General features: G+C 35.5%; 24 protein-coding genes. 15 read left to right on the top strand and 9 right to left on the bottom strand.

All coding sequences use genetic code 11. The features are described 5' to 3' along the window. Position 1 precedes the first annotated feature (1 nt). From VFM92_RS06830 to VFM92_RS06820, 3 genes are all read left to right on the top strand, one after another. Positions 2-1,480 carry a M20 family metallopeptidase gene (locus VFM92_RS06830; RefSeq protein ID WP_325121449.1) on the top strand — a complete coding sequence of 493 codons (1,479 nt, stop codon included), beginning with the start codon at positions 2-4 and terminating at the stop codon, positions 1,478-1,480. Then, entirely contained in the window at positions 1,480-1,662 is a 183-nt protein-coding gene (locus VFM92_RS06825; RefSeq protein ID WP_325121448.1) for a hypothetical protein, read from the top strand. Before VFM92_RS06830 ends, VFM92_RS06825 begins: the two co-directional genes overlap by 1 nt. A gap of 116 nt (positions 1,663-1,778) precedes the next feature. Next, positions 1,779-2,246: a DUF2452 domain-containing protein gene (locus VFM92_RS06820; protein WP_325121447.1), complete on the top strand. Its 468-nt coding sequence runs from the start codon at positions 1,779-1,781 to the stop codon at positions 2,244-2,246. A 261-nt stretch (positions 2,247-2,507) separates the two neighbouring features. On the opposite strand, the gene VFM92_RS06815 is transcribed toward VFM92_RS06820, so the two are convergent. From VFM92_RS06815 to VFM92_RS06800, 4 genes are all read right to left on the bottom strand, one after another. Next, the gene (locus VFM92_RS06815; RefSeq protein ID WP_325121446.1) at positions 2,508-3,125 is read right to left on the bottom strand and encodes a response regulator transcription factor; all 618 of its coding nucleotides are present in this window, start codon (positions 3,123-3,125) and stop codon (positions 2,508-2,510) included. Continuing rightward, positions 3,118-3,918, bottom strand: a complete 801-nt coding sequence (locus VFM92_RS06810; protein WP_325121445.1) for a sensor histidine kinase — start codon at positions 3,916-3,918, stop codon at positions 3,118-3,120. Before VFM92_RS06810 ends, VFM92_RS06815 begins: the two co-directional genes overlap by 8 nt. Next, complete coding sequence (locus VFM92_RS06805; protein WP_325121444.1) at positions 3,897-4,250, bottom strand: hypothetical protein; 354 nt, start codon at positions 4,248-4,250, stop codon at positions 3,897-3,899. The genes VFM92_RS06810 and VFM92_RS06805 overlap by 22 nt, the downstream gene beginning before the upstream one ends. Positions 4,251-4,524: 274 nt before the next feature. Continuing rightward, positions 4,525-5,109 carry a hypothetical protein gene (locus tag VFM92_RS06800; protein WP_325121443.1) on the bottom strand — a complete coding sequence of 195 codons (585 nt, stop codon included), beginning with the start codon at positions 5,107-5,109 and terminating at the stop codon, positions 4,525-4,527. A gap of 1,038 nt (positions 5,110-6,147) precedes the next feature. Here VFM92_RS06800 and VFM92_RS06795 point away from each other — a divergent pair. The 3 genes from VFM92_RS06795 to VFM92_RS06785 all read left to right on the top strand — a co-directional run bounded on the left by VFM92_RS06795 (position 6,148) and on the right by VFM92_RS06785 (position 7,974). Then, positions 6,148-6,645, top strand: a complete 498-nt coding sequence (locus VFM92_RS06795; protein ID WP_325121442.1) for a hypothetical protein — start codon at positions 6,148-6,150, stop codon at positions 6,643-6,645. After that, complete coding sequence (locus VFM92_RS06790; protein WP_325121441.1) at positions 6,642-7,211, top strand: pyridoxamine 5'-phosphate oxidase family protein; 570 nt, start codon at positions 6,642-6,644, stop codon at positions 7,209-7,211. The genes VFM92_RS06795 and VFM92_RS06790 overlap by 4 nt, the downstream gene beginning before the upstream one ends. Positions 7,212-7,485: 274 nt before the next feature. Then, positions 7,486-7,974 (top strand): DUF427 domain-containing protein, encoded by a 489-nt coding sequence (locus VFM92_RS06785; RefSeq protein ID WP_325121440.1) that lies wholly within the window; start codon positions 7,486-7,488, stop codon positions 7,972-7,974. Between the two features lie 327 nt (positions 7,975-8,301). Here the strand turns inward: VFM92_RS06785 and arfB are convergent, their stop codons facing one another. Continuing rightward, positions 8,302-8,718, bottom strand: coding sequence for an alternative ribosome rescue aminoacyl-tRNA hydrolase ArfB (gene arfB / locus VFM92_RS06780; RefSeq protein WP_325121439.1), 417 nt, complete (start codon positions 8,716-8,718; stop codon positions 8,302-8,304). 236 nt (positions 8,719-8,954) lie between these two features. Here arfB and VFM92_RS06775 point away from each other — a divergent pair, with 236 nt between their 5' ends. Next, the gene (locus tag VFM92_RS06775; protein ID WP_325121438.1) at positions 8,955-10,283 is read left to right on the top strand and encodes a HAMP domain-containing sensor histidine kinase; all 1,329 of its coding nucleotides are present in this window, start codon (positions 8,955-8,957) and stop codon (positions 10,281-10,283) included. A 14-nt stretch (positions 10,284-10,297) separates the two neighbouring features. On the opposite strand, the gene VFM92_RS06770 is transcribed toward VFM92_RS06775, so the two are convergent. Both VFM92_RS06770 and VFM92_RS06765 read right to left on the bottom strand, forming a co-directional pair. Further along, the gene (locus VFM92_RS06770; RefSeq protein WP_325121437.1) at positions 10,298-10,798 is read right to left on the bottom strand and encodes a GreA/GreB family elongation factor; all 501 of its coding nucleotides are present in this window, start codon (positions 10,796-10,798) and stop codon (positions 10,298-10,300) included. A 93-nt stretch (positions 10,799-10,891) separates the two neighbouring features. Continuing rightward, positions 10,892-11,371: a peptide-methionine (S)-S-oxide reductase gene (locus tag VFM92_RS06765; protein ID WP_325121436.1), complete on the bottom strand. Its 480-nt coding sequence runs from the start codon at positions 11,369-11,371 to the stop codon at positions 10,892-10,894. A 144-nt stretch (positions 11,372-11,515) separates the two neighbouring features. Between VFM92_RS06765 and VFM92_RS06760 the strand changes: the two genes are divergently transcribed. The 6 genes from VFM92_RS06760 (at position 11,516) to VFM92_RS06735 (ending at position 15,652) form a co-directional block, all read left to right on the top strand. After that, positions 11,516-12,322, top strand: a complete 807-nt coding sequence (locus VFM92_RS06760) for a YaiO family outer membrane beta-barrel protein (protein WP_325121435.1) — start codon at positions 11,516-11,518, stop codon at positions 12,320-12,322. Continuing rightward, on the top strand, positions 12,312-12,695 hold the full coding sequence (locus VFM92_RS06755) for a response regulator transcription factor (protein WP_325121434.1): 384 nt from the start codon (positions 12,312-12,314) through the stop codon (positions 12,693-12,695). The genes VFM92_RS06760 and VFM92_RS06755 overlap by 11 nt, the downstream gene beginning before the upstream one ends. Positions 12,696-12,847: 152 nt before the next feature. Beyond that, the gene (locus VFM92_RS06750; protein WP_325121433.1) at positions 12,848-13,390 is read left to right on the top strand and encodes a HEAT repeat domain-containing protein; all 543 of its coding nucleotides are present in this window, start codon (positions 12,848-12,850) and stop codon (positions 13,388-13,390) included. Positions 13,391-13,393: 3 nt separating this feature from the next. Continuing rightward, the gene (locus VFM92_RS06745; RefSeq protein WP_325121432.1) at positions 13,394-14,806 is read left to right on the top strand and encodes a glycosyltransferase family 2 protein; all 1,413 of its coding nucleotides are present in this window, start codon (positions 13,394-13,396) and stop codon (positions 14,804-14,806) included. A 23-nt stretch (positions 14,807-14,829) separates the two neighbouring features. Beyond that, positions 14,830-15,297, top strand: coding sequence for a nucleoside triphosphate pyrophosphohydrolase family protein (locus VFM92_RS06740; RefSeq protein ID WP_325121431.1), 468 nt, complete (start codon positions 14,830-14,832; stop codon positions 15,295-15,297). A gap of 100 nt (positions 15,298-15,397) precedes the next feature. Beyond that, entirely contained in the window at positions 15,398-15,652 is a 255-nt protein-coding gene (locus VFM92_RS06735) for a hypothetical protein (RefSeq protein WP_325121430.1), read from the top strand. A 284-nt stretch (positions 15,653-15,936) separates the two neighbouring features. Here the strand turns inward: VFM92_RS06735 and VFM92_RS06730 are convergent, their stop codons facing one another. Beyond that, positions 15,937-17,967 carry a glutamine--tRNA ligase/YqeY domain fusion protein gene (locus VFM92_RS06730; protein WP_325121429.1) on the bottom strand — a complete coding sequence of 677 codons (2,031 nt, stop codon included), beginning with the start codon at positions 17,965-17,967 and terminating at the stop codon, positions 15,937-15,939. A 142-nt stretch (positions 17,968-18,109) separates the two neighbouring features. Beyond that, positions 18,110-19,255: a lycopene cyclase family protein gene (locus VFM92_RS06725; RefSeq protein ID WP_325121428.1), complete on the bottom strand. Its 1,146-nt coding sequence runs from the start codon at positions 19,253-19,255 to the stop codon at positions 18,110-18,112. Positions 19,256-19,458: 203 nt separating this feature from the next. Here VFM92_RS06725 and VFM92_RS06720 point away from each other — a divergent pair, with 203 nt between their 5' ends. Beyond that, positions 19,459-20,778: a serine hydrolase domain-containing protein gene (locus VFM92_RS06720; RefSeq protein WP_325121427.1), complete on the top strand. Its 1,320-nt coding sequence runs from the start codon at positions 19,459-19,461 to the stop codon at positions 20,776-20,778. Positions 20,779-20,849: 71 nt separating this feature from the next. Next, positions 20,850-22,886 carry a carboxy terminal-processing peptidase gene (locus VFM92_RS06715; RefSeq protein WP_325121426.1) on the top strand — a complete coding sequence of 679 codons (2,037 nt, stop codon included), beginning with the start codon at positions 20,850-20,852 and terminating at the stop codon, positions 22,884-22,886. The last annotated feature ends 29 nt before the right edge of the window (positions 22,887-22,915 follow it).

Below are 22,915 nucleotides of genomic sequence, written 5' to 3'. Positions count from 1 at the left end.
TATGATGCTAAGATTTTTCGTGCTATTTTTATTACTTTTTACCACTTCTGCTGTAGCTCAAAATAAAAGCGAATCCTTACAATTACCAGCCTCCACTTCACTCAATAATTCTATTGATTTGCTCTCAGCTTATATTCAAAGAGAGAGCGTTTCTGGAAACGAGAAAGAAGCCGCCATCTTTATTGAAGACTATATTCTCACCACCGATTTAAATTTAAAGGTATTTTCTGATTTTTCTGATAATTATAATCTTGCAGCTTCGCTTTATCCATTGAGCAGTGGCAAGCCCAATATTATCCTGCAAAGTCATATTGATGTAGTACCAGTTGAAGACTTTAATGATTGGAAGTACGATCCATACAGTGGATATTTCGATGGCGAGTATGTATACGGAAGAGGTGCTCTGGATGCCAAAGGATTAGGTGTGATGCAACTAAAAGCTTTAGAGGCATTTCAACAGGATTATGATACTACAGATTTACCTTTCAACGTGACGGTATTGTTTCTTTCAGCTGAAGAGACTGGAGGCGACAAAGGTGCTGCTTATGTCATGGAAAACTTTGAAGAAGAATTAAATGCGGTAGTTGTCTTAGGAGAAGGTGGTGCAGGCTATCAAAATGTATTAAAAAATAAACCTAATAAAGTCGTTTTTGGGGTTTCTATAGCTGAAAAGCAAAGTTTATGGTTGCAATTAAAAATCAATACTAATTCGGCTGGACATGGGGCTGCACCTTCCAAAGATTATGCAAATATGCAACTCATCAACAGCTTGAATAATTTAACCAATCGAAAGGTATTATTGCTTTTTAATAGAAGTACTAGAAGAATGTTTAGAAGATTAGGAAAAGCAGAAGGTGGCCTAAGAGGCTTCTTTATTCGAAATATCAACTGGTCTATTTTGGCGCCTTTTGTGAGAAAACAAATTGAAAGAGAACCGTTTCTTTCTTCCTTATTGACTAATACGGTGACCGTAACCAATATTTACAATCCGCCAGGGCCGCCCAATCAAATCAGTAATTCCGCCACAGCAGTTTTGGATTGTAGATTGGTACCGGGCACATCCGCCAAAAGCTTTATTCGCTATATTGAAAGGAAGCTAGATAATGATAATGTGAAAGTTACGGTTATTTCCAAGAGTCCTGAGGCGGAACCTTCACGCTTGAATAAATATTATAGAGCCTTGGAAGATGCCATAGCCACCAGCTATCCTGATGCAGAAACTATTCCGTTCTTATTTCCGGCTACGAGTGATAACAGTATTTTTCGTTCCTATGATATTCCATCTTATGGATTGATTCCTGCAGTGATAACGGAGCGAGATATCAATAGCATTCATGGTAATAATGAAAGAATTAGCACCGATATTTTAAAATCTGGAATTGTGATTTATTATAACTTTCTAAAAAAAATCCAGTTAAAAGAGCCATTTTCCTTGTTTGGAATGAATGATGATGAAGATGAATCAGATGAATCAAAATAATGAAAAAGTCTAAAGTTTTTCTGCTAATCGCAATCGTATTTATGCTGATTGTATTTTATGTGGTTTACGATATGTCCACCAAGACTAAATTCAGGAAATTTGGTGATAAAGCGGAAGAAAACAAATCCGTTGAAGATAGTGTTAAGCGTGAAGATCCAATGGAAATTGAAATCCGCAGATAAGTAAAAGCTTTTCCAAAGTTTTAATTACAAAAAATATCAATCATTTTGCTTTTACTACTAGTCAAGTAAAATCCAGCTTTGGAAAAGATATGTTGATACAAAATTCATAATTTGAAATGAGCGAATCAGGCAGGAAAATAGATATTGAGAAAATCGATTTAGAGAAAATGAAGGAGAGCACTACCGACAAGCCGGGAACCATCGCTTTCCCGCATCATTCCGGCAGTGCTATCATTAAACCTACCGACAGAGGCAAAATAAAAGGTCGCGCAGTTTCGGCTATGCATGAGCAAACCGACAGGCAAATGAGCCAGCTTTATGAGCAAATGCAATTATTAGCCAAACAAGCCAATGACCTCAAAAGCAGAGTAGAAATTTCTGAACGAATCTATTTGGCCAAAATCAACTTCGAACCGCTAATAAGCCATACTTATTATATGTATGAAACAGCCGATGGCAATGATATGCTTTCCTTAATTGCGCCAGGCGAATGGGGCAGAAGCCAAAACAGCATGAAGTATCTGGCTACCGTGAAGTTGTTGGCTGACCATACCTGGGAGATTACGGAGAAGGTGGAAGAATAGGACACCCCCCCTCAAGGGGGGAGAGTCTCTCGGAACTAATTTAGGTTTTTTAATTTGATAAGGATTATCCCCGATAAATCTTTACTAATAAGCACTTTAAATGAGACTAAAGCTCACTTTTTCTGCTTGAATAAATCTGTGAGTTCTATCCCCTCGAGGGGATTATAGGGGTGTTATTTGAAATAATAGAAAGAAATTAGAATTTGCTTCTTATTCTAATCCGTGCACCTCTTCCCCCTTCGGGGAAATTAAAGGGGTCTTTCAAATAATATTATTATCATGCGCATACTGAATTAGCTGCGTGGTGTTGTTTACGCCAGTTTTATTAAGAATATTCTTGCGATGAGTGCTTACGGTATGTTTGGAAATAAAAAGCGCCTCTGCGATTTCATTCGTACCTAAACCTTTCGCTAATAGCTTGATGACTTCAATTTCTCTTGCGCCCAATTTGTAGGCAGCAATTTCATCTTTCTCGCTTACAAAGTCCTTGATTTTATCATAATAGAATTTCCCACTGTGGACTCGCAAAATCGCCTGATACAGCTCTTTACCTGAATTGTTTTTCAACAGACAACCGTCTATCCCGATTTTGATGATTTCATCTATGAAGGATTTTTGCGCATACATGGTAAGCACAATAATTTTAATATGAGGGAATTCTCTTTTCAGAATTTTAGCACAGCTGATGCCGTCCAGCTCGGGCATATTAATATCCATCACGGCTACATCTACCGCATTTTCACGCACAAAATCAAGCAATTCCTTTCCATTGGGGAAGGTACCCATCATTTCGAGCTCTTCATGGTTTTTCAAAACTTCCGTTAAGCCATCTAAAATAATTTGATGGTCATCTGCTAAGGTGATTTTTATCTTATTCATTTAAAGGAATTTCAATTATAACTGCTAAACCTTGATTGGGAGCCGTATCCAGTGTGAGTTTCCCATTCAGCTGGCTGACTCTTTTTTCAATATTTTGGATGCCGATGCCTTTCTTTGAATCCGTATTCTGCATGTCAAACCCAAGCCCGTCATCTTCATAGATAATATTAACATATTTGTCTTTTAGTTCAAAAACTTCCAGTCGGATATTCTTTGCTTGCGCATGCTTTAGGGTATTATTCACCAATTCCTGCACCATTCGGAAGATATGCGTATTCACTTCATTGGAAGTGGTACCGCTTAACTGAATTTCAAAGACAGATTGGAGCTTGGTATTATCATTAAGCGTCTGTTCTAAATCTTTTAGGGAAACCTCCAGACCAAAATGCTTCAACAGACCTGAATCTAGGCTGTGGGAAAGTTTGCGCGTTTCATCAGCCGCTTTTTGAATCAGTTCGTCCAGCATTTTGAGCTTTTTGAGTTGAGCAGGCGCCAAATCTTCCTTGGGAAAGGAATCAAGCGATAGATTGGCGGTGACGAGCAAGCTTCCCAGATTATCATGCAACTCCTTAGAAACCCTTTGGCGCTCCAGTTCTTGCCCCTCCAAAAGGGCATAAGCATTTTTCAATTCTTGCTGATTAAGTAAATCTTCAATAAGCTGAAATGCCACTTTTCGCTTTAAGAGCTTCCGTTGATAGAAAAATATAAAGAGGACAATGCCCACCGCCAGGGTAAGCATGCCAGAAGCCCCAAGAGCCAATGTAAAAATGATTACCTCTTTTGAACCATCCATAAGCCGACTGCAAAAAATATATTTTTCATAATGTTCCCTATATTATGAACATACCATAAAGAGTAATCAAAAATTCCTGACATCATTTCTGTAGCTAAGAAAAACGGAAAAAAGGCTAAGGAGGCATAAACTAAAATGCCTACATTATACCAAAACTGAGATGCTTCAGATTTAAAAATATCAGCTTCTCTGGTATAAACCTGATAAAAATAAACTAAAGATAGAATGATAAAAAATAAGCATCTTATGGTTAAAGAAAAAGTGAATAAATTTAACAAAGGATTTTTAAAATATGATTCTAACAATACTGTCAAAAGAAAAATAATTGACATGTTAACGATTAGAATGTTTTTTTTCTGTAAAAGCTTCGAAAAAAAATAGAAATAAACTCCAACTTCTATTAACATATAGATGAAAAAATATATGTAGTTTCTACCTTCCACAAAAAATCTTGTTGAAATGTCAGCGAAAAATGAAATACATACTATTAAAATCAGAGTTTTATCAATTGTCAAAATTTTACTCCGCCTAATAAATAAAGTCACGAAAAAAATTAATGGCGAAAAAATTGATAAAGTAGTGATTATTTTATTCAGTAGCACCATATTATTTGCACTGGTCTGGACATGGTGCTGAAAAATTAAGTATTGGCTCTTCACCTTCGAAATCTTTCTTTAAATCAGGATTTTTTAAGTCAGGGAAATCTTTATTTTCTTTGGTTACGGCTATCATAAATACATCGAAATATTTTTTACCTCTCACTTTGGAGATAGTTCTGTAAACTCTAACTCCAGTTAAATCCACAGTATCTTGTGCCATATTTATTTTGTCAATTCTACTAATTAATTCTCTCATTTTCTGAAGTCCAAAAATGTAACCGTATGAGTTATGTATTTGTGAATTGCCTGGATTTTTGCCTCGGTAATCTCTTATACTATCTAATTTTGCCTTTGCAGTATCAAAGTTGATAAAGTTTCCTAAAGTGGAGTCTACTCCGTTTGCAAGTTGGTCAGCGAAATAGCTTGACAATTCTTTATCTAAGTGCGAGCTGCCATTTTCATCTGCTTTTACTTCAACTAAGTCTTCATTTGCTGGGGTATTAGCATTTTCATTTTTAATTGTTGAAAAATGATAAATAGCGAAAGCCACTAAAGCTAGAAACAATACGAAAGTGCTGATTTTGTAATTCATCTTGATTTAAATTTTTGCTTGAAGTTAAATATTTATTGCAAATTATCGGCAAATCGGTCCGTTTCCAATACCCTAATTAGGGTATAATAGCCCCTTAACCCCCGGAGAGGGGATATTACCTAGAACTAGGTGGGTCTTTTAATTTGATAGGGATTATTCCCGATAAATCTTTATTAATAAGCACTTTAAATGAGACTACAGCTCACTTTTTCTGCTTGAATAAAACTGTGAGATCTATCCCCTCGAGGGGATTATAGGGGTGTTGTATATATAAATTGAAGAAGTCTATAATTCTGCATAAACTACATAAAGTTCCTAAAGACACCCCCCTTAGCCCCCCTCAAGGGGGGAATTGCACGGAATTGCTTGGGCATTTTAATTTGATAGGGTTTCACCTTGCTACAGCTTTAACTACACACTAAAAAATGAGGTTGATGCTCAATTTTTCTGCTAAGATAAATCTGTGAGAACTATCCTTCCCGTAGGGATGCCATAGGCGCATGAGGAGATAAAACCCTTCTAGCACCCAATGTCGTTATGTTAAGCCATATATAAAATTTATTTAGTCCTGAAAGGACGTCATATTATAACACAGGGTCGAAGCCCTGTGTTATGAACCAAGTGACTCAAAAGCCCTGAAAGGGCGTAATATTGCGCCCTTTCAGGGCTTTTTATATCGATATATTAATGTAGGGCTTCACCCTACTTTATGATATATCAGCCCTTCGGGCCTAAAATTAAACGGCAACTTGCTACATTTAACTGGAAGATATATTTAGCTTTTTCTGGATTTAATCCTCAATTTTTTGTCTGTTGTTGTGTCTCCACAACAACAATAAGGAACAGATACAGCAGCACCTTGCTCAATTTTCTTCCAGGCATTTGTAAAGACACAAATGCGGGCGATAAGGTGAACCCCTATCAAATTAAAATACCCACCCAGTTCCGGGCGCGTATTCCCCCTTTGGGGGCTAGGGGGCAGTAGTTCGGGAACCAGAACAAAACCACCAATCCATAGTTACCTACTAAAATCTACACATGGAAACACAACAGGCTTTGCAGCTTAAACCTGAGAAATTTAAAACGTATATTTTTAAGAAGGAATACGAATCGCCTTATCAAGAGTCTCAAATCTGGGACTGGCTAAATGACCCCAGCACTTTTATTGATAATCAAACCTGGCCATTTAGGGTAGAGTTTTTACTGAACGAAAACCAGCATCATGCATTTGAAAAGGGCGTTTTGAATACGCATCATGGACCATTGCTTTCTTTGGCAGGTGAAATAGGAGAGTTAACGCCTCATTATCGTGATTTGCTTTATTATTACGGCAGCTATATGTTTTCATTTCGCTTGGTTCGTCCCTTCCGACTAGAATTTTGGACCGAGGATAAAGGCGATAAACGCATCGTAAGAATGCAACTGAGTACTTACGTGAGACCGTCTTTTTACGGTATCTGGAATTGGGGTCAGAATATATTTTGGAGTCACTTCGGCAAATGGATGAATAAAAGCATCAAAAAGAGAATTGCATGAGTTTGATTGAATCAAAAGACAGTTTAGCAGATATCAAAAGTACGCTACTCAATACCCTCAACAGAGCTGGAAATGATAAGCGTTCTGCTTTTCGGTTTATCATATTGAATACCATTTCCGATGGATTTCCTAATTCTCGTTATGTGGTGCTGAGAAAATTCAAAACAGATACGCAAGCGCTTTTTATTTATACGGATTCGCGTTCAAACAAAATCAAAGAGATAGAGGAAGATCCTCTGGCTTCGGTTTTGGCTTATGACAAGCAAAAGAAATGTCAGATTAAATTGAAAGGCAAAATAAGCATTCATCATAAAGATAAGATAGCGGAGCAGCACTGGACAGCATTGCAAGGAGGTCAGGAATCATACAATACTGAAAAGCAACCGGGCAAGAAAGTGGATTCCTTGAAAGATTCTCATCAAATGAAAAGTGAATTTGATGATGAATATTTTGCGGTGTTAGTTTTGAAAGTTTCCCAAGCTGAAATCCTGCAATTGAATGGTGATGGTCACATCAGGGCGTTATTTGATTTTGAGAAAACAGAGGCGAGTTATTTGGTGCCTTAGATTGCTTCGTTGCACTCGCAATGACGGTAATTACTTTCATTGTTAGTTAATTAGGCACTTTATTGGCTAGTATCGTCATTGCGAATGAGTCACGACTGAAGCAATCTGGAGTTAGCTAAAGCCACCATTAGATTGCCTCGTTCCTCGTAATAGCTTGTCCCGTATTTATCGGGAACGGTAGCTACTCACGATTGATTTTATGAATAATGAGGAACAATCCATCCGTTTAGCTTCCGGATTACGTACATGATATGAGTTCATTTAAAATTAATGCATGAAGAAAATAAAACCGGAAGCAGGGCAGGAGTCAGTTTGGGATTATCCGCGCCCGCCAGCAGTGGAAGCAGTAACCGAACATTTACGAATCGTTTTTAATGGGGAGGTCATTGCAGATACCAATAAATCCTTCAGAGTATTAGAAACCAGTCATCCACCCACTTATTATTTACCTATTTCTTGCTTTAAAAAAGGAACACTCATAGAGGGGACGCACAGCACTATATGCGAATTTAAAGGCGTTTCATTTTATTATGATATCAAACATAGCGAAAAAGTAGCCTTAAATGCCGCTTGGGGTTATCCCACTCCAAAAGGAAAGTTTAGCGTGATTAAAGATCATGTAGCCGTTTACGCCCATCGAATGGATGCTTGCTATGTGGGTGATGAAAAAGTAAGCCCACAGGAAGGTGATTTCTATGGTGGCTGGATTACTTCAAAAGTCGTTGGTCCTTTCAAAGGAATTGAGGGAAGCTGGGGTTGGTGATCGAGTCGGTGAATTCATGAGATTTTCGCTTTAGCGAACACCTATTGTTTTCTTCTGTTCTTTTATGGTAGAAGTGATATATGGGGGGATTCGCCCGGAATCACTCTTAATAGTTTGATTTGAATGAACGTTTTCCAGTGGAAATTTTTCTGCTAGACTATTGACAAAAAATTAGCATTTTCGACTAATTTAAATCGGTGCGACTGTCCCCTTGAGGGGACTTTTAGGGGTGTTAAGGTAGCAACTAAAAGATATCCGCACGGAAATAGGAATCTTATTATTTAGCCCATAGTTCTGTACTGGATTTAGTAATCCTATGGGAAGTAACTATTTCAATGGATTCTTCCTCATTTTCTTTTTATCCCCATGCATTTTCTTCTTTTCGAGTCTCTTTTTCTGAGAAGCTTTAGTGGGTTTGGTCTTCTTGCGGATTTTGGGTTTTTCGAATGCCTTTGAAAGCCTGCGCTCCATTTTCTTGAAAGCTAATTCCTTATTTTTGATTTGAGAGGAATGGTTCTCGGCCGTTATAATCAAATCTCCCGATTTTGTGAGCTTGGTTTCTAAAGCTTTTTGAAGGGTCTCTTTTTCAAAATCAGATAATAATTGTGATTCTCCAACATTAAATCTCAATACTACCTTTGTTTCCACTTTGTTAACATGTTGTCCGCCTGCTCCACCGCTTCTGGCTGTGGATACTTCTATTTCTTTCTTGATTTTCCTGAATTTGAAATTTTGATTGCCCATGCGTATGAAATCGAGATTAAAAGCTTTTTGTTTTATGAATTGAAAGATACCTATATTTAATCTACAAAAAAGACCAATTCCAGATCAGAAATATAGGTAAAGAAAAGCTCCACAAGATAAAATTATGGATTAATCGACCAAATTAGATGTTTGGTCATATAATTTCAAAGTGGTTCGAAAATTAACGTAGTTTTAACATTTGTAAATGCTTTAATTTAAGGACATAATTAGAAAGAATGAATTTCGATGGGCTAATTAATTTCTTTATTACGCCAGAGAGAAGCAGTGTTGACTCAAGAAAGGCCAAATTACTTATTAGAGCATCACTTCTATCCAGCTTATTTTCTGGAGTATACGTAGTCGTAGGCTTAGCTTTTGATTTTTATATAGGCGCTCAATTGATGGCTGTTAATATCTTCTGTAACTTATTTTTACCATTTTTATTGAGAACCAAGCTTTCTATCGTTACGCTTGGTAATTTTTATGTGATGATAGGAGGGGTTGCTATTATACTGTTAGCTATCTTATCTGGAGGAATTCAATCCGCCATTTACCCATGGATCATTTCAATCCCAATCATGGCCCTTTTAATTGTTAACCGAAAGTCAGCTATAATTTGGGGCCTCTTAAGTTTTTTAACTATGGTATTGATGGGCTTAGCTACCGTTATGGGATTTCAATTTCCAAATGAGCTGAACACTTCCAATGAAGCTTTATGGATACTATTTGTTTTGCCGGGCTTATTGCTTATTACTTTCTTAATAACCTATATTTTTCAATCCACCCTTACCAATGCATTGGATAAGCTTGCTAAGCAAAACGATATTTTAGTAAATCAGAAAAATACGATAGCTGCCCAAAAAGAGGAACTGACGAGTTTAATTGACGATAAAAATTATATCATTCGCATTATGGCGCATGACATAAGGAGTCCCCTCAAAAACATACAAGGATTAATAGAATTATTGTCAGAAGAAAAAGATGGCGCTCGAAAAGAAAAAATTACCAAGCTTTTATTACGTTCATCTGTTAGTGCTGAAAATCTGGTAAATCGTGTACTTGAAATGGATAAATCGGAAGATGAAAATGTAAAAGCTGCTGTAGTGAAAATTGACATTATCAAGCTTCTAAAAGATTTGGTTGAAAATGTACAAGAGCACGCAAACCAAAAACTGATCAATATTGAGTTAAAAGACGAAGCGACAAAGCATAAAATAAATGCTGACAGTTCTTATATCCATTTAATCTTTGAGAATCTGCTTTCCAATGCCATCAAATTTTCCGAGGAAGGTAAAAATATAGAAGTTAAAATCACAAACTCTAATACCCACATACAAATTGCGGTTATTGACGAAGGGCCAGGTATTAATATTGAAGAGGAAGAATTACTTTTTAAGAAATTCTCAAAATTAAGTGCCCGCCCAACAGCTGGGGAGAGCTCTACTGGGCTGGGTTTATCGTTGGTAAAGCGATATGTAGAATTAAGCAATGGTAAAGTGTGGCACGAACAAAATCTGGCCAATAAAGGTGCCACTTTTATTGTTGAATTTCCTTTAGCGAGTTAAGATAATAATCAGGTTTACCTATAGTCTATTTCCAAAACCTCTATACTTCTTTTTTCTTTTCCTAACTGAAAATCATTGGTTTCACCTATTTTCATTCCTATCAATGCTTTCGCTATGGGAGAGGTAAAGGCTATTTTTTCTTTTTTCACATCAGCTTCATCCACCCCCACAATTTGAAAGCTTTGTGCTCTACCGTTCATTTTGAATTTTACTATTGCTCCAAAACGTACTGTATCTTTAGGTTGATCCTGCGGGTCCAGTATTCTAGCTGAATTGATTCTTTGCTCCAGCAATTTCAGTTTCCCATTGATAGTCGCCATATTTCTCCTCCTGTCTTGCTCTTTCTCGACCGATTTCACTTCAGATTTATCTTTTTCTAAAGCTGCTTTTTCATCAAGCAAGGCTTGCTTACCGGCAGGGGTAACATAATTGGTTTCACCTTCGGGTAGTGGGGATCTGGCTGGTATAAATGGAGCTTCCTCCTGATCGTCTTCTTTTACAAATGCTCTGCTCATGATTTTAATTTTTATTATAAATGAACTAATAAGCACGATTCTAATCGGTAGAAGTTCTATTTCAATTGAATTTAAACCTGATTTCACCTTTCACTAATGAATTCTATTTTCAAGCTTTTTTAATTTCGGTAGAATATAAGTTTGACAAAAAGGCTTTTCAGGATTTTTGTAGTAATAATTAAGATATTCTTCCTGATTCAATTTAAAATCATGGAAAGGAATAATTTTGGTAATCAAGCTTTCATTTAAATGCTGCTGCAATTGGCTCATTATTTTTAGGCAAGCGATGTTTTGTTTTTCATCAAAAGTATAAATAGCAGAACGATATTTAGAACGCATGCTATGATTTGAATTAGAGCTGTGAGTACTAATATGAATCTTTATTAATTCAGCTAAACTGATAACTTCCTGATTAAAATGCACGATAACTCCTTCTGAATAATTATCGAAAGGCGGTGTGGATTTTATCCAACCTTGTTCTACTTTATTTACTTCTTGAATTGATTGAAAAACAGCTTCCGTACACCAATGACATCCCCCGCCAAAACCTATTTTTGTTGCTGTTTTTCTCATAAGTATATAATATTATTTAGTTTATAATTTTCAGTTGCACAAGACCTAACGTTTTTTTAAAGGCAATAGGTCAATAAAATTAAAAAGCTTTTTCTAACCGTTAATTTTTATTAATTTTATTTCGTTTAATGATATTATAGCAATTTGAAAAAATCAATACTTCTATTAGTCCTATCAGTTTTTATTTTATATTCGAACACAAGCTGGGCACAAAAAGAACCCAGAGAGGTCAGCATTACAGGGGCTTACCAACGCGATATATTCGATAGAGATTTTAATGACTGGAATCAATTTTCATTGTCAGTTAAATCAGATGGCCCAAAATATGTTTGGATTCCTCAAATCCAATTGGTGAATAGATTTACCCAGTCGGATTTAGCAGGACAGCTTTCTGTTTACCGAAAATTCAAAAATAAGGATTATGCTTTATTTGAAATGGGTGTCTCTCAAGGTAGAATTATGGCTAGAAGCCAAATGCGTTTCATCTATTATTATACTTCAGGGCTCTGGGAAGTAAATACAGGTTTCCAATATCTTAATTTTCCTCAAAATAGATTTTTTTACGGACCGCAGGTTGGTCTTTCGAGGTATATCGGAAATTTCTTAGGTAATTTTACGCTTCAGTATTTTTGGGATATCCGAAATCAGTGGCCTAATAATTATTCTTTACAGCATAGTTGGCGTTATTATTTGCAAGGCAAATCGCATTTGGCAGTATCTGCTTCTTATGGGTATGATAATTCACTGGTTATTATTTCTGATCAATTGAACACCCCAGCCAATAATCCTTATTTATGGAGCGTTGGAGCTTATTTTCAGAGTAAATTTTATGATCGCTCAGCTTTTAGATTGTCGTACACCTTCTCACGCTATCAACTCGAATTTTTTCAGCGGAACCAACATAGTATTCAATTATCTGTAGAATTTAAGCGTAATAAAAATGGAAAATAATACTTTTCATATAGTGCTGGCTGAACATAATGAGCTGCTCCGTAAAGTCCTGAAAGATAGACTTAATATTGAAGAAAATTTTAAAATATCTACTGTAGTCGATGGCCTTGAGTTGCAAGCTTATCTGCTGGAAAACTCTTATGATTTGATAATTGCAGAGGAATTATTGCCTTTCAAAAGTGCATTTGAACTGTTGAAATTAGCCAATGAGAAAAATATTCCGATGATTATTATCAGTGATGCTGATTTGGAAGAGAAAATATTAGAAGCTTTTTCCTTAGGCGCTGCCGACTTTATTGATAAGCCTTTTAGTCCTAATGAAATGGTGGCAAGGGCAAAAAATATATTCAGAAAACGACTTCAATCTACATGAGTTCTGGAGATCAAATTTTAATTTACTGTATTTACGCTATTTTGATCCTGCTCATATTGGTCATAATTGGAATAGTTATTAGTAGGTCGCATTTCATTTTATATAATAAAAATTATCATAGACGAGAAAAGACACTCCAATCTATTTTGTCGATGATTTTAAATCATCCCGACAAGAAAAAAACAGGATATTCTAAATTAAAGAAATTTCTGAAATCGGATAAAGATTATAGGGTATTAGTGGATTTGCTTACTTCTTTAAGCTATAATTTTTCTGGCGAATATTTTAAAAGGTCAAAAGCAATTTATGATGATTTTCAATTGGAACATTATTCCATTAAAAATTTAGGCAGTACCAGCTGGGACAGGGTAGTGGAAGCCATTATTGAATTGTCTGTATTGGGAACTGAAAAACACACTAAAAATATCCTGCCTTTATTAGATCATCATAATTTCCATGTCAGACGTCAGGCAAAAATTGCAATTGTAGAAATTGGGAAAGGTAAAGGGCTCATGCAAATGGAACATAAAATTGGCGTGATGTCATCCTGGACTTATATTTCATTATTAGCTATTTTGCATAGAACCCCATTCAAACTCGGAGCCAATGACTTGGATAAATTACAAAATTCAAAAAATCCTTCGATGAGAAAACTATCAGCCCATTTGAGAAGATTTTCAGTTGTTTACGAATAAGGTATGTATCAGGAAATAAGTCAGTTCTTTAATTATAGTATCTTCTTTTATGCCACCAGCATTATGTTATTTTATTTGGTGCTGGCGGTCATATCGCTTTTTGCGATGAGAGATTATATCAAACAAACGACCCATGTTTATTTTGATGATATTTTGCGTTCTCCTTTAGCTCCAAAAATTAGTATTATAGCCCCTGCTTATAATGAAGAATTATCTATAGTGGACAATATTCGATCTTTACTCAATTTGCAATATAATAATTATGATATCATAATCGTAAATGACGGCAGTAAGGATGATAGTTTAAAAAAAATGATAGAGGCTTACGATTTGGAAGTGCTCCATGGACTACAATGTGTGGATTTGCCTCATCAGGAAGTAAGGAATGTTTATAGATCTGTAAACCCTGCTTTTAAAAAGCTGACCGTAATTGATAAGAAAAATGGAGGGAAATCAGATGCGCTAAATGCTGGGATTTCTTATTCTGATGCCGAATTAGTGGCTTGTATTGATGTAGATTGTGTAATTGAAGATGATGCCCTTTTAAAATTGGTAAAGCCTTATTTAGAAGAAACCCAAAAGCGTGTGATTGCAGTGGGCGGAGTAGTGAGGATTGCTAATGATTGTAAAATTGAAGACGGTCGACTAATTAAAGTAAAGCTTGCTAAAAATCAATTGGCCCGCTTTCAAACATTAGAATATATCAGAGCTTTTTTATTGGGCAGAATGGCCTGGGGGCATTTAAATGGCTTACTCATTATTTCAGGTGCTTTTGGTATGTTTGATCGTAAGCTTCTAATTGAAGTCGGTGGCTATGATACTTCTACAGTAGGAGAAGACATGGAATTAGTGGTTCGGATGCGCAGAAGAATGGCCGAACAAAACATAGCTTACAAAGTAGCCTATGTCCCGGATCCGCTTTGCTGGACGGAAGTGCCGGAATCTACGAGCTCGTTCATGAAACAACGCAACAGATGGACCCGAGGAACCATTGAAACTCTCAGAAGTCATAAGAAAATTCTTTTCCGCAAGAAATATGGCTTAATGGGGATGTTGAGTTATCCTTTTTGGTTTTTGTATGAGTGGTTAGCACCTATTATTGAGTTTTTAGGAACAATATATTTTTTAGTGATGGTTTCTCTAGGCTGGATAAACTGGTCACATTTTTATATCTTAGTTGCTTTAATTTATTCCTATGCCATATTGATTTCATTTTTAGCTTTGTGGATTGAGGAAATCAGTTATCGGGAGTATAGCAGTGGAAAAGCGCTCTTATCTTTAATGTTTACCGCCATTTTAGAACCTATTTTCTATCACCCTTTAACCGTTTGGGCTGCTATAAAAGGGAATTATGACCAATTTGTTCTGAAGAAGAAAAGTTGGGGAGACCAACAAAGAAAGGGTTTTAAGAAATAAAGAAAGATAAATTATCAAATAAAATGAAAGAAGCAGAAGCACTTAACTCAGTCTCCAAATTTCATGAGACCTTTAACCATCCTATTTTATCAAAACCACAAATTCCACCTCAGAATCGTGCACAATTGAGATTAAACCTTTTAAAGGAAGAACTCAAAGAATTGGAGGAAGCAGTTGAAAATAAGGATGTAGTTGAAGCAGCTGATGCGCTTTGTGATTTGCAATATGTTTTGGCAGGTGCGATATTAGAATTTGGAATGGGAGAGAAGTTTGCAGATTTATTTGCGGAAGTTCAACGCTCCAATATGAGTAAAGTCTGCCGCTCTGAAGCAGAAGCTCAAGCCACAATCAATCATTACAAAACACAGAACCAGGATGCCTTTTTTGAAAAGAAAGATGATTTCTATCTCGTTTATCGTAAATCAGATAACAAAACGCTAAAATCCATTAACTACTCAGAAGTGGATTTGAAGAGGATATTGGAGGGGTAGGATGTTGGGTGTAGGCCGTTTGATAGTCAGCCTGCTTCAATAATTAGCGGTTACAAAACAAGCCAGGCCTTTTTTGAGTTAACTATCAAAACTAAGAGCCATGACAAAAGATGAAGCGAAAAAAGCAATAAAAGACATTCCTATTGGTGCAAAAATTCAACTAATACAAAAATCTGGAAATATAATGGATGTTAGACTTTCCAGCCATAATGTTGATGAAACAGCAGAAAAGCAGTACGATACCCTAACGGTCCCGAAATTACCTCCTGCATTGCTTGTAAATGGTCATATCAGACAAGGAAATTACAGGGTGGAGTTGGAGGATATTGTCCGAATTGCCTGGGTGGAAGATTGAAAAGGTCAGAACAAGAGGTCAGTCCGGGAATGGGAAAGAATGAAGAGTTGGAAGAAGAATGAGGGATGTTGGGTGGAGGATGATGCATGGGACAAATAACCATACATGGTGATCGATTCCTGATTACGGCCTTTGTTTTCTTTTAGTTCTGTTCCCGATTTAGGTTAGGACAAGTTGTGGTTGAATCTCCATGTCTATTTAGGTCTGACTATCGTCTGACCTAAATAAAAAAGCGACTTGAATAAATTTCAAGCCGCTTCTTCAATATTTTTTAATTATTCGTTCTACTTTGAAATCGCCTTAGCTTCTTCTACTAACAGCTCATTATCGTCTTCAATTCCTGCTTTAATAAAAGCATCTATATCAGCATTTCTAGCTAATCCTTTTTCCAATAATACTCCTAAAGCAATGGTTACACCTATTCTGGTTCCAACTTTCTTTTTAGCAGTTCCGAATAAAGGTTCTAAATCTTCATAAGTAACTTCTTCCGCTAATTTAGCAATATCTGCTTTTGCGTTTTCCAGCTTACTTCCTGATAGATTAGTATACTTTTTACTAATTTTCTGGATTTCATTTATAGGACTTCTCCCTTGTCCTTGAGGCTGTTGTTGCTGCTGAGCTTGTGGTTGTTCTTTTGTTTGTACTTTTGCCCAAGAATCCTTCAAACCAACTGTTTTATTGAAAATTAAATGCTCAGAAGTAGCATCCTTATCTAATGTAAAATATCCAACACGCTGAAATTGAAATTTATCATCCAGTGTAGCATTTTGCAAAAATGGCTCTAAATAGGCTTCTTTGGTGATTTTTAAAGATTCTGGATTTAAGAATTCCATAAAACTCTTTTCTCCGTGCGCATCAGGTGCTTCATCTAAAAACAGTCTATCGTATTCTCTTATTTCTGCTTTAATAGCATGCTCAATAGAGACCCAATGCAAAGTTCCTTTTACTTTTCGCATACTGGCTTCTGTTCCGCTTCCAGAGCGAGAGTCTAAATCAGCAGTACAGTGAATTTCTGCTATATTGCCATTTGCATCCTTCACAACCGACTCAGCCTTAATGATATATGCACTTTTTAAACGAACTTCATTCCCAATGCTTAACCTGAAATATTTGCTTCCTGCTTCTTCTTTAAAATCCTCTTTTTCAATATATAGTTCTCTTGTAAAAGGCACTTCATGAGAGCCCGTATTTTGCATTTCAGGATTATTTTCGGCCTCCAGCATCTCTATTTTTCCTTCTGGATAATTGGTGATCACCAATTTAACTGGATCAATTACCGCCATAGCCCTAGTGGATCTTTTATTTAGATCCTCCCGAATAGCGTATTCCAATAATGAAACATCTGTAACGCTATCTCTTTTTGAAATCCCTGAAATTTCACTGAATTTACGGATAGATTCGGGTGTATAACCTCTTCTTCTTAAACCAGATATGGTAGGCATTCTAGGGTCATCCCAACCTGCAACGGTCTTGCTTTGGACTAACTCCAGTAATTTCCGCTTACTCATCACCGTATAGCTCAAATTACGTCTGGCAAATTCTCTTTGCTTGGGTCTTAATTTATTTTCATCATAAATTTGATCTAAAAACCAGTCGTAAAGCTCTCTATGAGATTTAAATTCCAGCGTACAAAGTGAGTGTGAAATTTGCTCAATATAATCTGATTGACCGTGTGCCCAGTCATACATGGGATAAATGCACCAATCAGTACCCGTTCTATGATGCGCTTTATTGATAATACGGTACATTAAAGGGTCACGCATCAGCATATTGGGTGAAGCCATATCAATTTTAGCTCTAAGCACATATGAACCAGCAGGATATTCCCCATCTTTCATTTTCTGAAAAATCTCCAGGTTTTCTTCTATAGGTCTGTCTCTGTACGGACTTGGTTTTCCTGGTGAAGTAGGGGTTCCTTTTTGTTCTGCGATAAGCTCAGGAGACTGCCCATCAATATAAGCTTTTCCCATTTTAATAAAGTCGACCGCCCAATCATAAAGCTGTTGAAAGTAATCAGAAGTATAACATTCTTGAGCCCATTTAAACCCTAACCATTCGATATCATTCTTAATAGAATCAACAAATTCTTGCTCTTCTTTACTTGGGTTGGTATCGTCAAAACGCAGATTTACAGGTGATTGATAGTCTTCACCTAATCCAAAATTAAGGCAAATGGAAGCAGCATGACCAATATGTAAATAACCATTCGGTTCAGGTGGAAATCTAAAACGCAGACTATCTTTCGATAATCCTGATTTTAAATCTTCCGCTATGATATGCTCTAAAAAATTGAGTGATTCTGATCCTTCCTTCATGAGTATTTATTTGAGTTGCAAAATTAGCTGAAATGCATTCAATTGCAATTGTTTTAACCAATGAGTGGAATAATTAGTAATTTATATTTGCGTAATTAATAATTCAATCTTTTGATGGAGATAAGTATTAGCTTGAAATCAATTAAAATAATTCTTCCATCACCGCTTTAATAAAAGCCATTTTAGGTACCGTATTCATAATTTTGAGGTCCTCAAAAAGAGTAGTGTCCTCATTCAAGAATTTCAAAAGGAGTGGTAATTTATTTTTCTTGTATAGTTGACCAAATACTTCATGTCCGCTGCTTTTTTCGGTATGCAGTACGTTGATTAAAACTTCATCATAAAACTGAAATCGTTTAGAATTTCTTATTTGAAAATTATCATCATTCGATTTTAAAGACCTGATAATCTGCTGTATATGCTTATAATTCCGAACAAAAGAGTAACCAGTACTTGGCTTTATAGTACCTGCTAACGTCCCAATCGGAATAATACTTTTATTTCTGTTCCCAAAACGTGAATTGGTCATTGGAATTTTATTGTATTCCGTTTCAATAATATTGAATTCATCAATTCCTAAGTTAGTTCTAATATAATTTTCTAAGGCTAATTTATATTCTTCTTTCTTCCATAAATCTGCTGAAAATAGGGTGTATTCCACCAAAGCTTCATTTTCTGACTCAGGTAAAATATATACAAAACTCAAACCGCCTTTCACCTCAGGTACTTGCAAATCCATATAGGTTATTTCGCTAGGATTGAAGATATCCTTCTTCGTTTTAATTTTCCAGCCATAAAAATGTTGCCAGATAAAATGTTTGTTAGGATTACTTAAAGCTTTTATTTCATCCGGAAAAAAATAGGATTTGAAAAAATAGGATTTGTACTGATAAGTAGCGTTTTGAGTTTTCACAGATTTGGTTTCTGCCTCTTCAGAAACGATAACATCTTGAATAAAAGTAATTTGCGGATGATTACTTAATTTTTCAAAAACAAACTTATAAAAGTCAATGCCTTCAATTTTATAGTAACGGTAGGGGGCTAATTTTTGGGATAATTCAAAATCATTACCTTTTACGAGACCGGTGTCCCAAGATTTTTTTATGGGCAGGTCTGTAAGCCAAAGTTCTGGGGTATTCCAAAAGCACCATGTACGGTCATTTGAATCCTTTTTATCTGCCTCAATCAATAACAACTTCCTGTTATCTAACAAGTTATGTTCAATCATTTGCCAGGCTAAGGTTAAGCCAGCAAGTCCAGATCCCCCAATAATGTAATCGAATTTCATTTATAGTTATAATAAATCAATAGAGTGAAATATAAAATTAGCTTTATTGTTATAAGAAATCTTTCAAACAATGAATTATTTTATAGAGTTACTGTTTCCAATCTATGTAATCATGTAAAATAATTCTTATTATTTGTCGTATATTTGAATTATAAACTACTATTACTTTATTTTTTATAAATCAAACCAATTTTACCAGCGAATTGAAAAAAAGTACATTAATAATTACAATTTTATTGGGGGTAACTGCAATTAGTTTTGCTTTTTATACCACATCTGAAGTAGTTTTTACGCGTTATGTTGACGAGGACAGCAAGAGCCAGTTGAGTTATCTGAATTTTAATTTGGTAAGTCCTGCGCCTGAGATGGATTCTTCCAATTATAATGATGAGTTTGATGCTACTATTCAGAAGTTTTTAAAACGATGGGATATTAAAGGTGCATCTGTTGCAGTGATGAAGGATAATCGATTGATTTATTCAAAAGGTTATGGAGTTACTAATTTAGAAACACAAGAACCCACCGAAACTCACCACCTTTTCCGAATTGCAAGTGCATCAAAATTAATTACTGCCATCACCATTATGAAAATGGTAGATGATGGCATCCTTAATTTAGAGGAAAATGTATTTGGGGAAGATGGGATTCTTTCTAGTTACTCTGAAATGAAAGATCCTAAGCATAAAAAGGTAAAGGTGAAGCATCTTTTAAATCATAAAGGTGGATGGAGTTGGAGAGATGGTGATTTTATGTTTCAGGCTGCCAAAATTAAACGGATCATGAAATTGGAAGGTCCTCCAAATGATGATGATATAATTGAATTCGTTTTAAAACACAGACGACTACGCTACAAACCTGGCACACAATATGCATATTCTAATTTCGGATATATGCTTTTAGGTAAAATCATTGAAAAAAAGACTAATGAATCATACGAACAATATGTTATTGATAATATTTTAGAACCTAATGGTATTTATGGGATGCGCATCTCGGGTAACTACAAATGGGAGCGAAGACCATTTGAAGTACATTATTTTAATCATCCGGGTGCATACCAATTTCAATCCTTTGACGGAAACTATGAATCAGTTGAAAAGCCTTACGGAGGCAGTGATATTAACACATTAGGGGCAGCTGGTGCATGGATTGCAAATGCATCACAGCTTGTTAAACTTGTATCATTAATTGACCCCAATAATAGCTATCAATTGCTTTCCGAAGAAAGCAGAGCATTAATGGTTAGTGGAAAAAACTATAAAGATGCTTTTGGATGGAAGGGTGCAAGAGGAGAAAATTATTGGCGAACAGGAACATTAGCTGGCACAGCTTGTTTTATTTATAGAAAAGAAAATGGATTTACTTATGCTGTTATTCTTAACTCAAGTGTTTGGATGGGGCATAGATTTAATAAGTATATTAAATGGATGATGGACAAAGCTATTTTAAATTTAGAAAACCATCAACAAAATTTATTCTACCAGAATCAAAACTTAAAAAATATACTTCCATTAGAGATTTGACCGTTTATCAAATTCATAAATATTAATATTTAATATCTCGTTCATTGAATTTGAACTTCAAAATTAACATCATGAAAAATATACTTTTAATCATATTCATTGCGTTCATCAGCCTGTCTGGCGTAGCACAAAATGAGAAAATTGCCAAACTAAGTCCAACTCAAGACCAATCTATGGAGGCTAGACTAGTAGCCGGGTTATTAACTCAATATCATTATGAGAAAACACCTATCAATGATGCACTTTCAGAAATAGTTTTTGAAGAATATATGTCTTCATTAGATGTTAATAAGCATTATTTTTTGAAAAAAGATATTCAAAGTTTTCAAAAATATAAAGATCGTCTAGATGACCATATCAAATTAGGTTATCTCATTCCTCCTTATGAAATATTCAATGTTTTTCGAGAAAGATTTTTTGAAAGAATGAATTATGTAGAAAATGAACTTTCTTTTGATTTTGATTATACTCAGGAAGAATTTCTAATCATAAATCCTGATTCTGTAGATTATGCATCTTCTACTAAAGAATTAAATGATGTTTGGAGAAAATTGATTAAGAGTCAAGCTTTAGATTACAAGCTAGATGATAAAGCAGATTCTACAATTGAGCGATTAATAAAGGAGAGATATCAGCGAATGAAGGAAACCATCGCAGATTATGAAAGTAGAGACATCTTTCAGTTATATATGAATACTTTTGCTGAAAGTTTTGATCCACACAGTAGCTATTTTTCACCAATTACTTCTGAAAATTTCAAGATTAGAATGAGCCAATCACTTGAAGGAATTGGTGCGACTTTAACAAGTGATGGAAGTTATACGCGAGTAGCTTCTGTAGTACCTGGTGGTCCTGCATTTGAAAGTAAAATGATTAATACGGATGATAAAATTTTGGCAGTAGCACAAGGCTATGACGGAGAATTTGTAGACATCATAGGCTGGAGATTGGATGATGTTGTACAGAAAATTAGAGGCCCTAAGGGTACAACCGTTCGATTAAAAATTATCAAGGCAGGAACTCCAATTTCAACAGGGGTTCCGCAGGAAATCACCATCGTAAGAGATAAAATTAAATTAGACAACCAAGTACCTTTTGCGGAGATAAAAGAAGTTTATAGAGCTGGTAATAAATATAAGGTAGGTATTATTACCATACCTTCTTTTTATCTCAATTTTGAAGCTATGAGAGCTGGAGAAGAGGATTACGGAAGCACAACGAGAGATGTTAAAGCCATTTTAGATAGCATTAAAAGTAAAGTGGATGGAATTGTAATTGATTTACGTTCAAATGGTGGTGGCTCCTTACAGGAAGCAATTGAATTAAGTGGTTTATTTATTGAAGATGGTCCCATCGTTCAGATTCGTAATTCAGACGGAAGCATTGAAATCGGAGAAGATGAAGATAAGGCAGTGTATTATGATGGTCCTTTAACTGTATTAACCAATCGATTTAGTGCTTCTGCTTCTGAGATATTTACAGGAGCCATGCAGGATTATAACAGAGGAGTAATAGTAGGGGAGAATACCTTTGGTAAAGGAACGGTGCAAAACTTAATTTCACTCAATCAATTTGTTCCTAAAGTGGAAGATACATTAGGTCAAGTAAAATTGACTTTGGCGAAATATTACCGAGTGACTGGAAGCAGTACACAGCACAAAGGAGTGAATCCAGATATCAAATTACCATCGCCTTATACCGCTAAATCTTTTGGAGAAAGTTCATACGAAAGAGCATTAGAGTGGGATCAAATAGAAAGTACAAGTTTTGACCCTACAAATCATATAGACGAACGCATAATTATTTCTTTAAATAATAAGCACGAAAAGCGATTAAAGGAAGAACAATATTTGAGAAATCTTAAAAATGAGGTACAAGAAGCCATTAGTCAGCAAAGTCTTTACCAAATTAGCCTTAACATAGAAAAGCGAAAAGCTGAAAATGAAAAGGCAATGGAAAGAAGAAATGCAGCTAATGAATTGAACGAAAAAATATCAGCTGATCCAGAGCTCATTAATAAAATTAATACGGATGGTGAAATTAAAGATCCATATCTAAGGGAAGGAATTGTGGTTTTGGCTGATTTGATAGCCTTGGGAATTGGATAAACATTGCTTCAAGTAGTAAGCCATAAGAT

The sequence above is a fragment of the Marivirga sp. genome (assembly GCF_035704835.1).
Taxonomy (GTDB): Bacteria; Bacteroidota; Bacteroidia; order Cytophagales; family Cyclobacteriaceae; genus Marivirga.
This window is presented reverse-complemented; position numbering and strand designations above follow the sequence as displayed.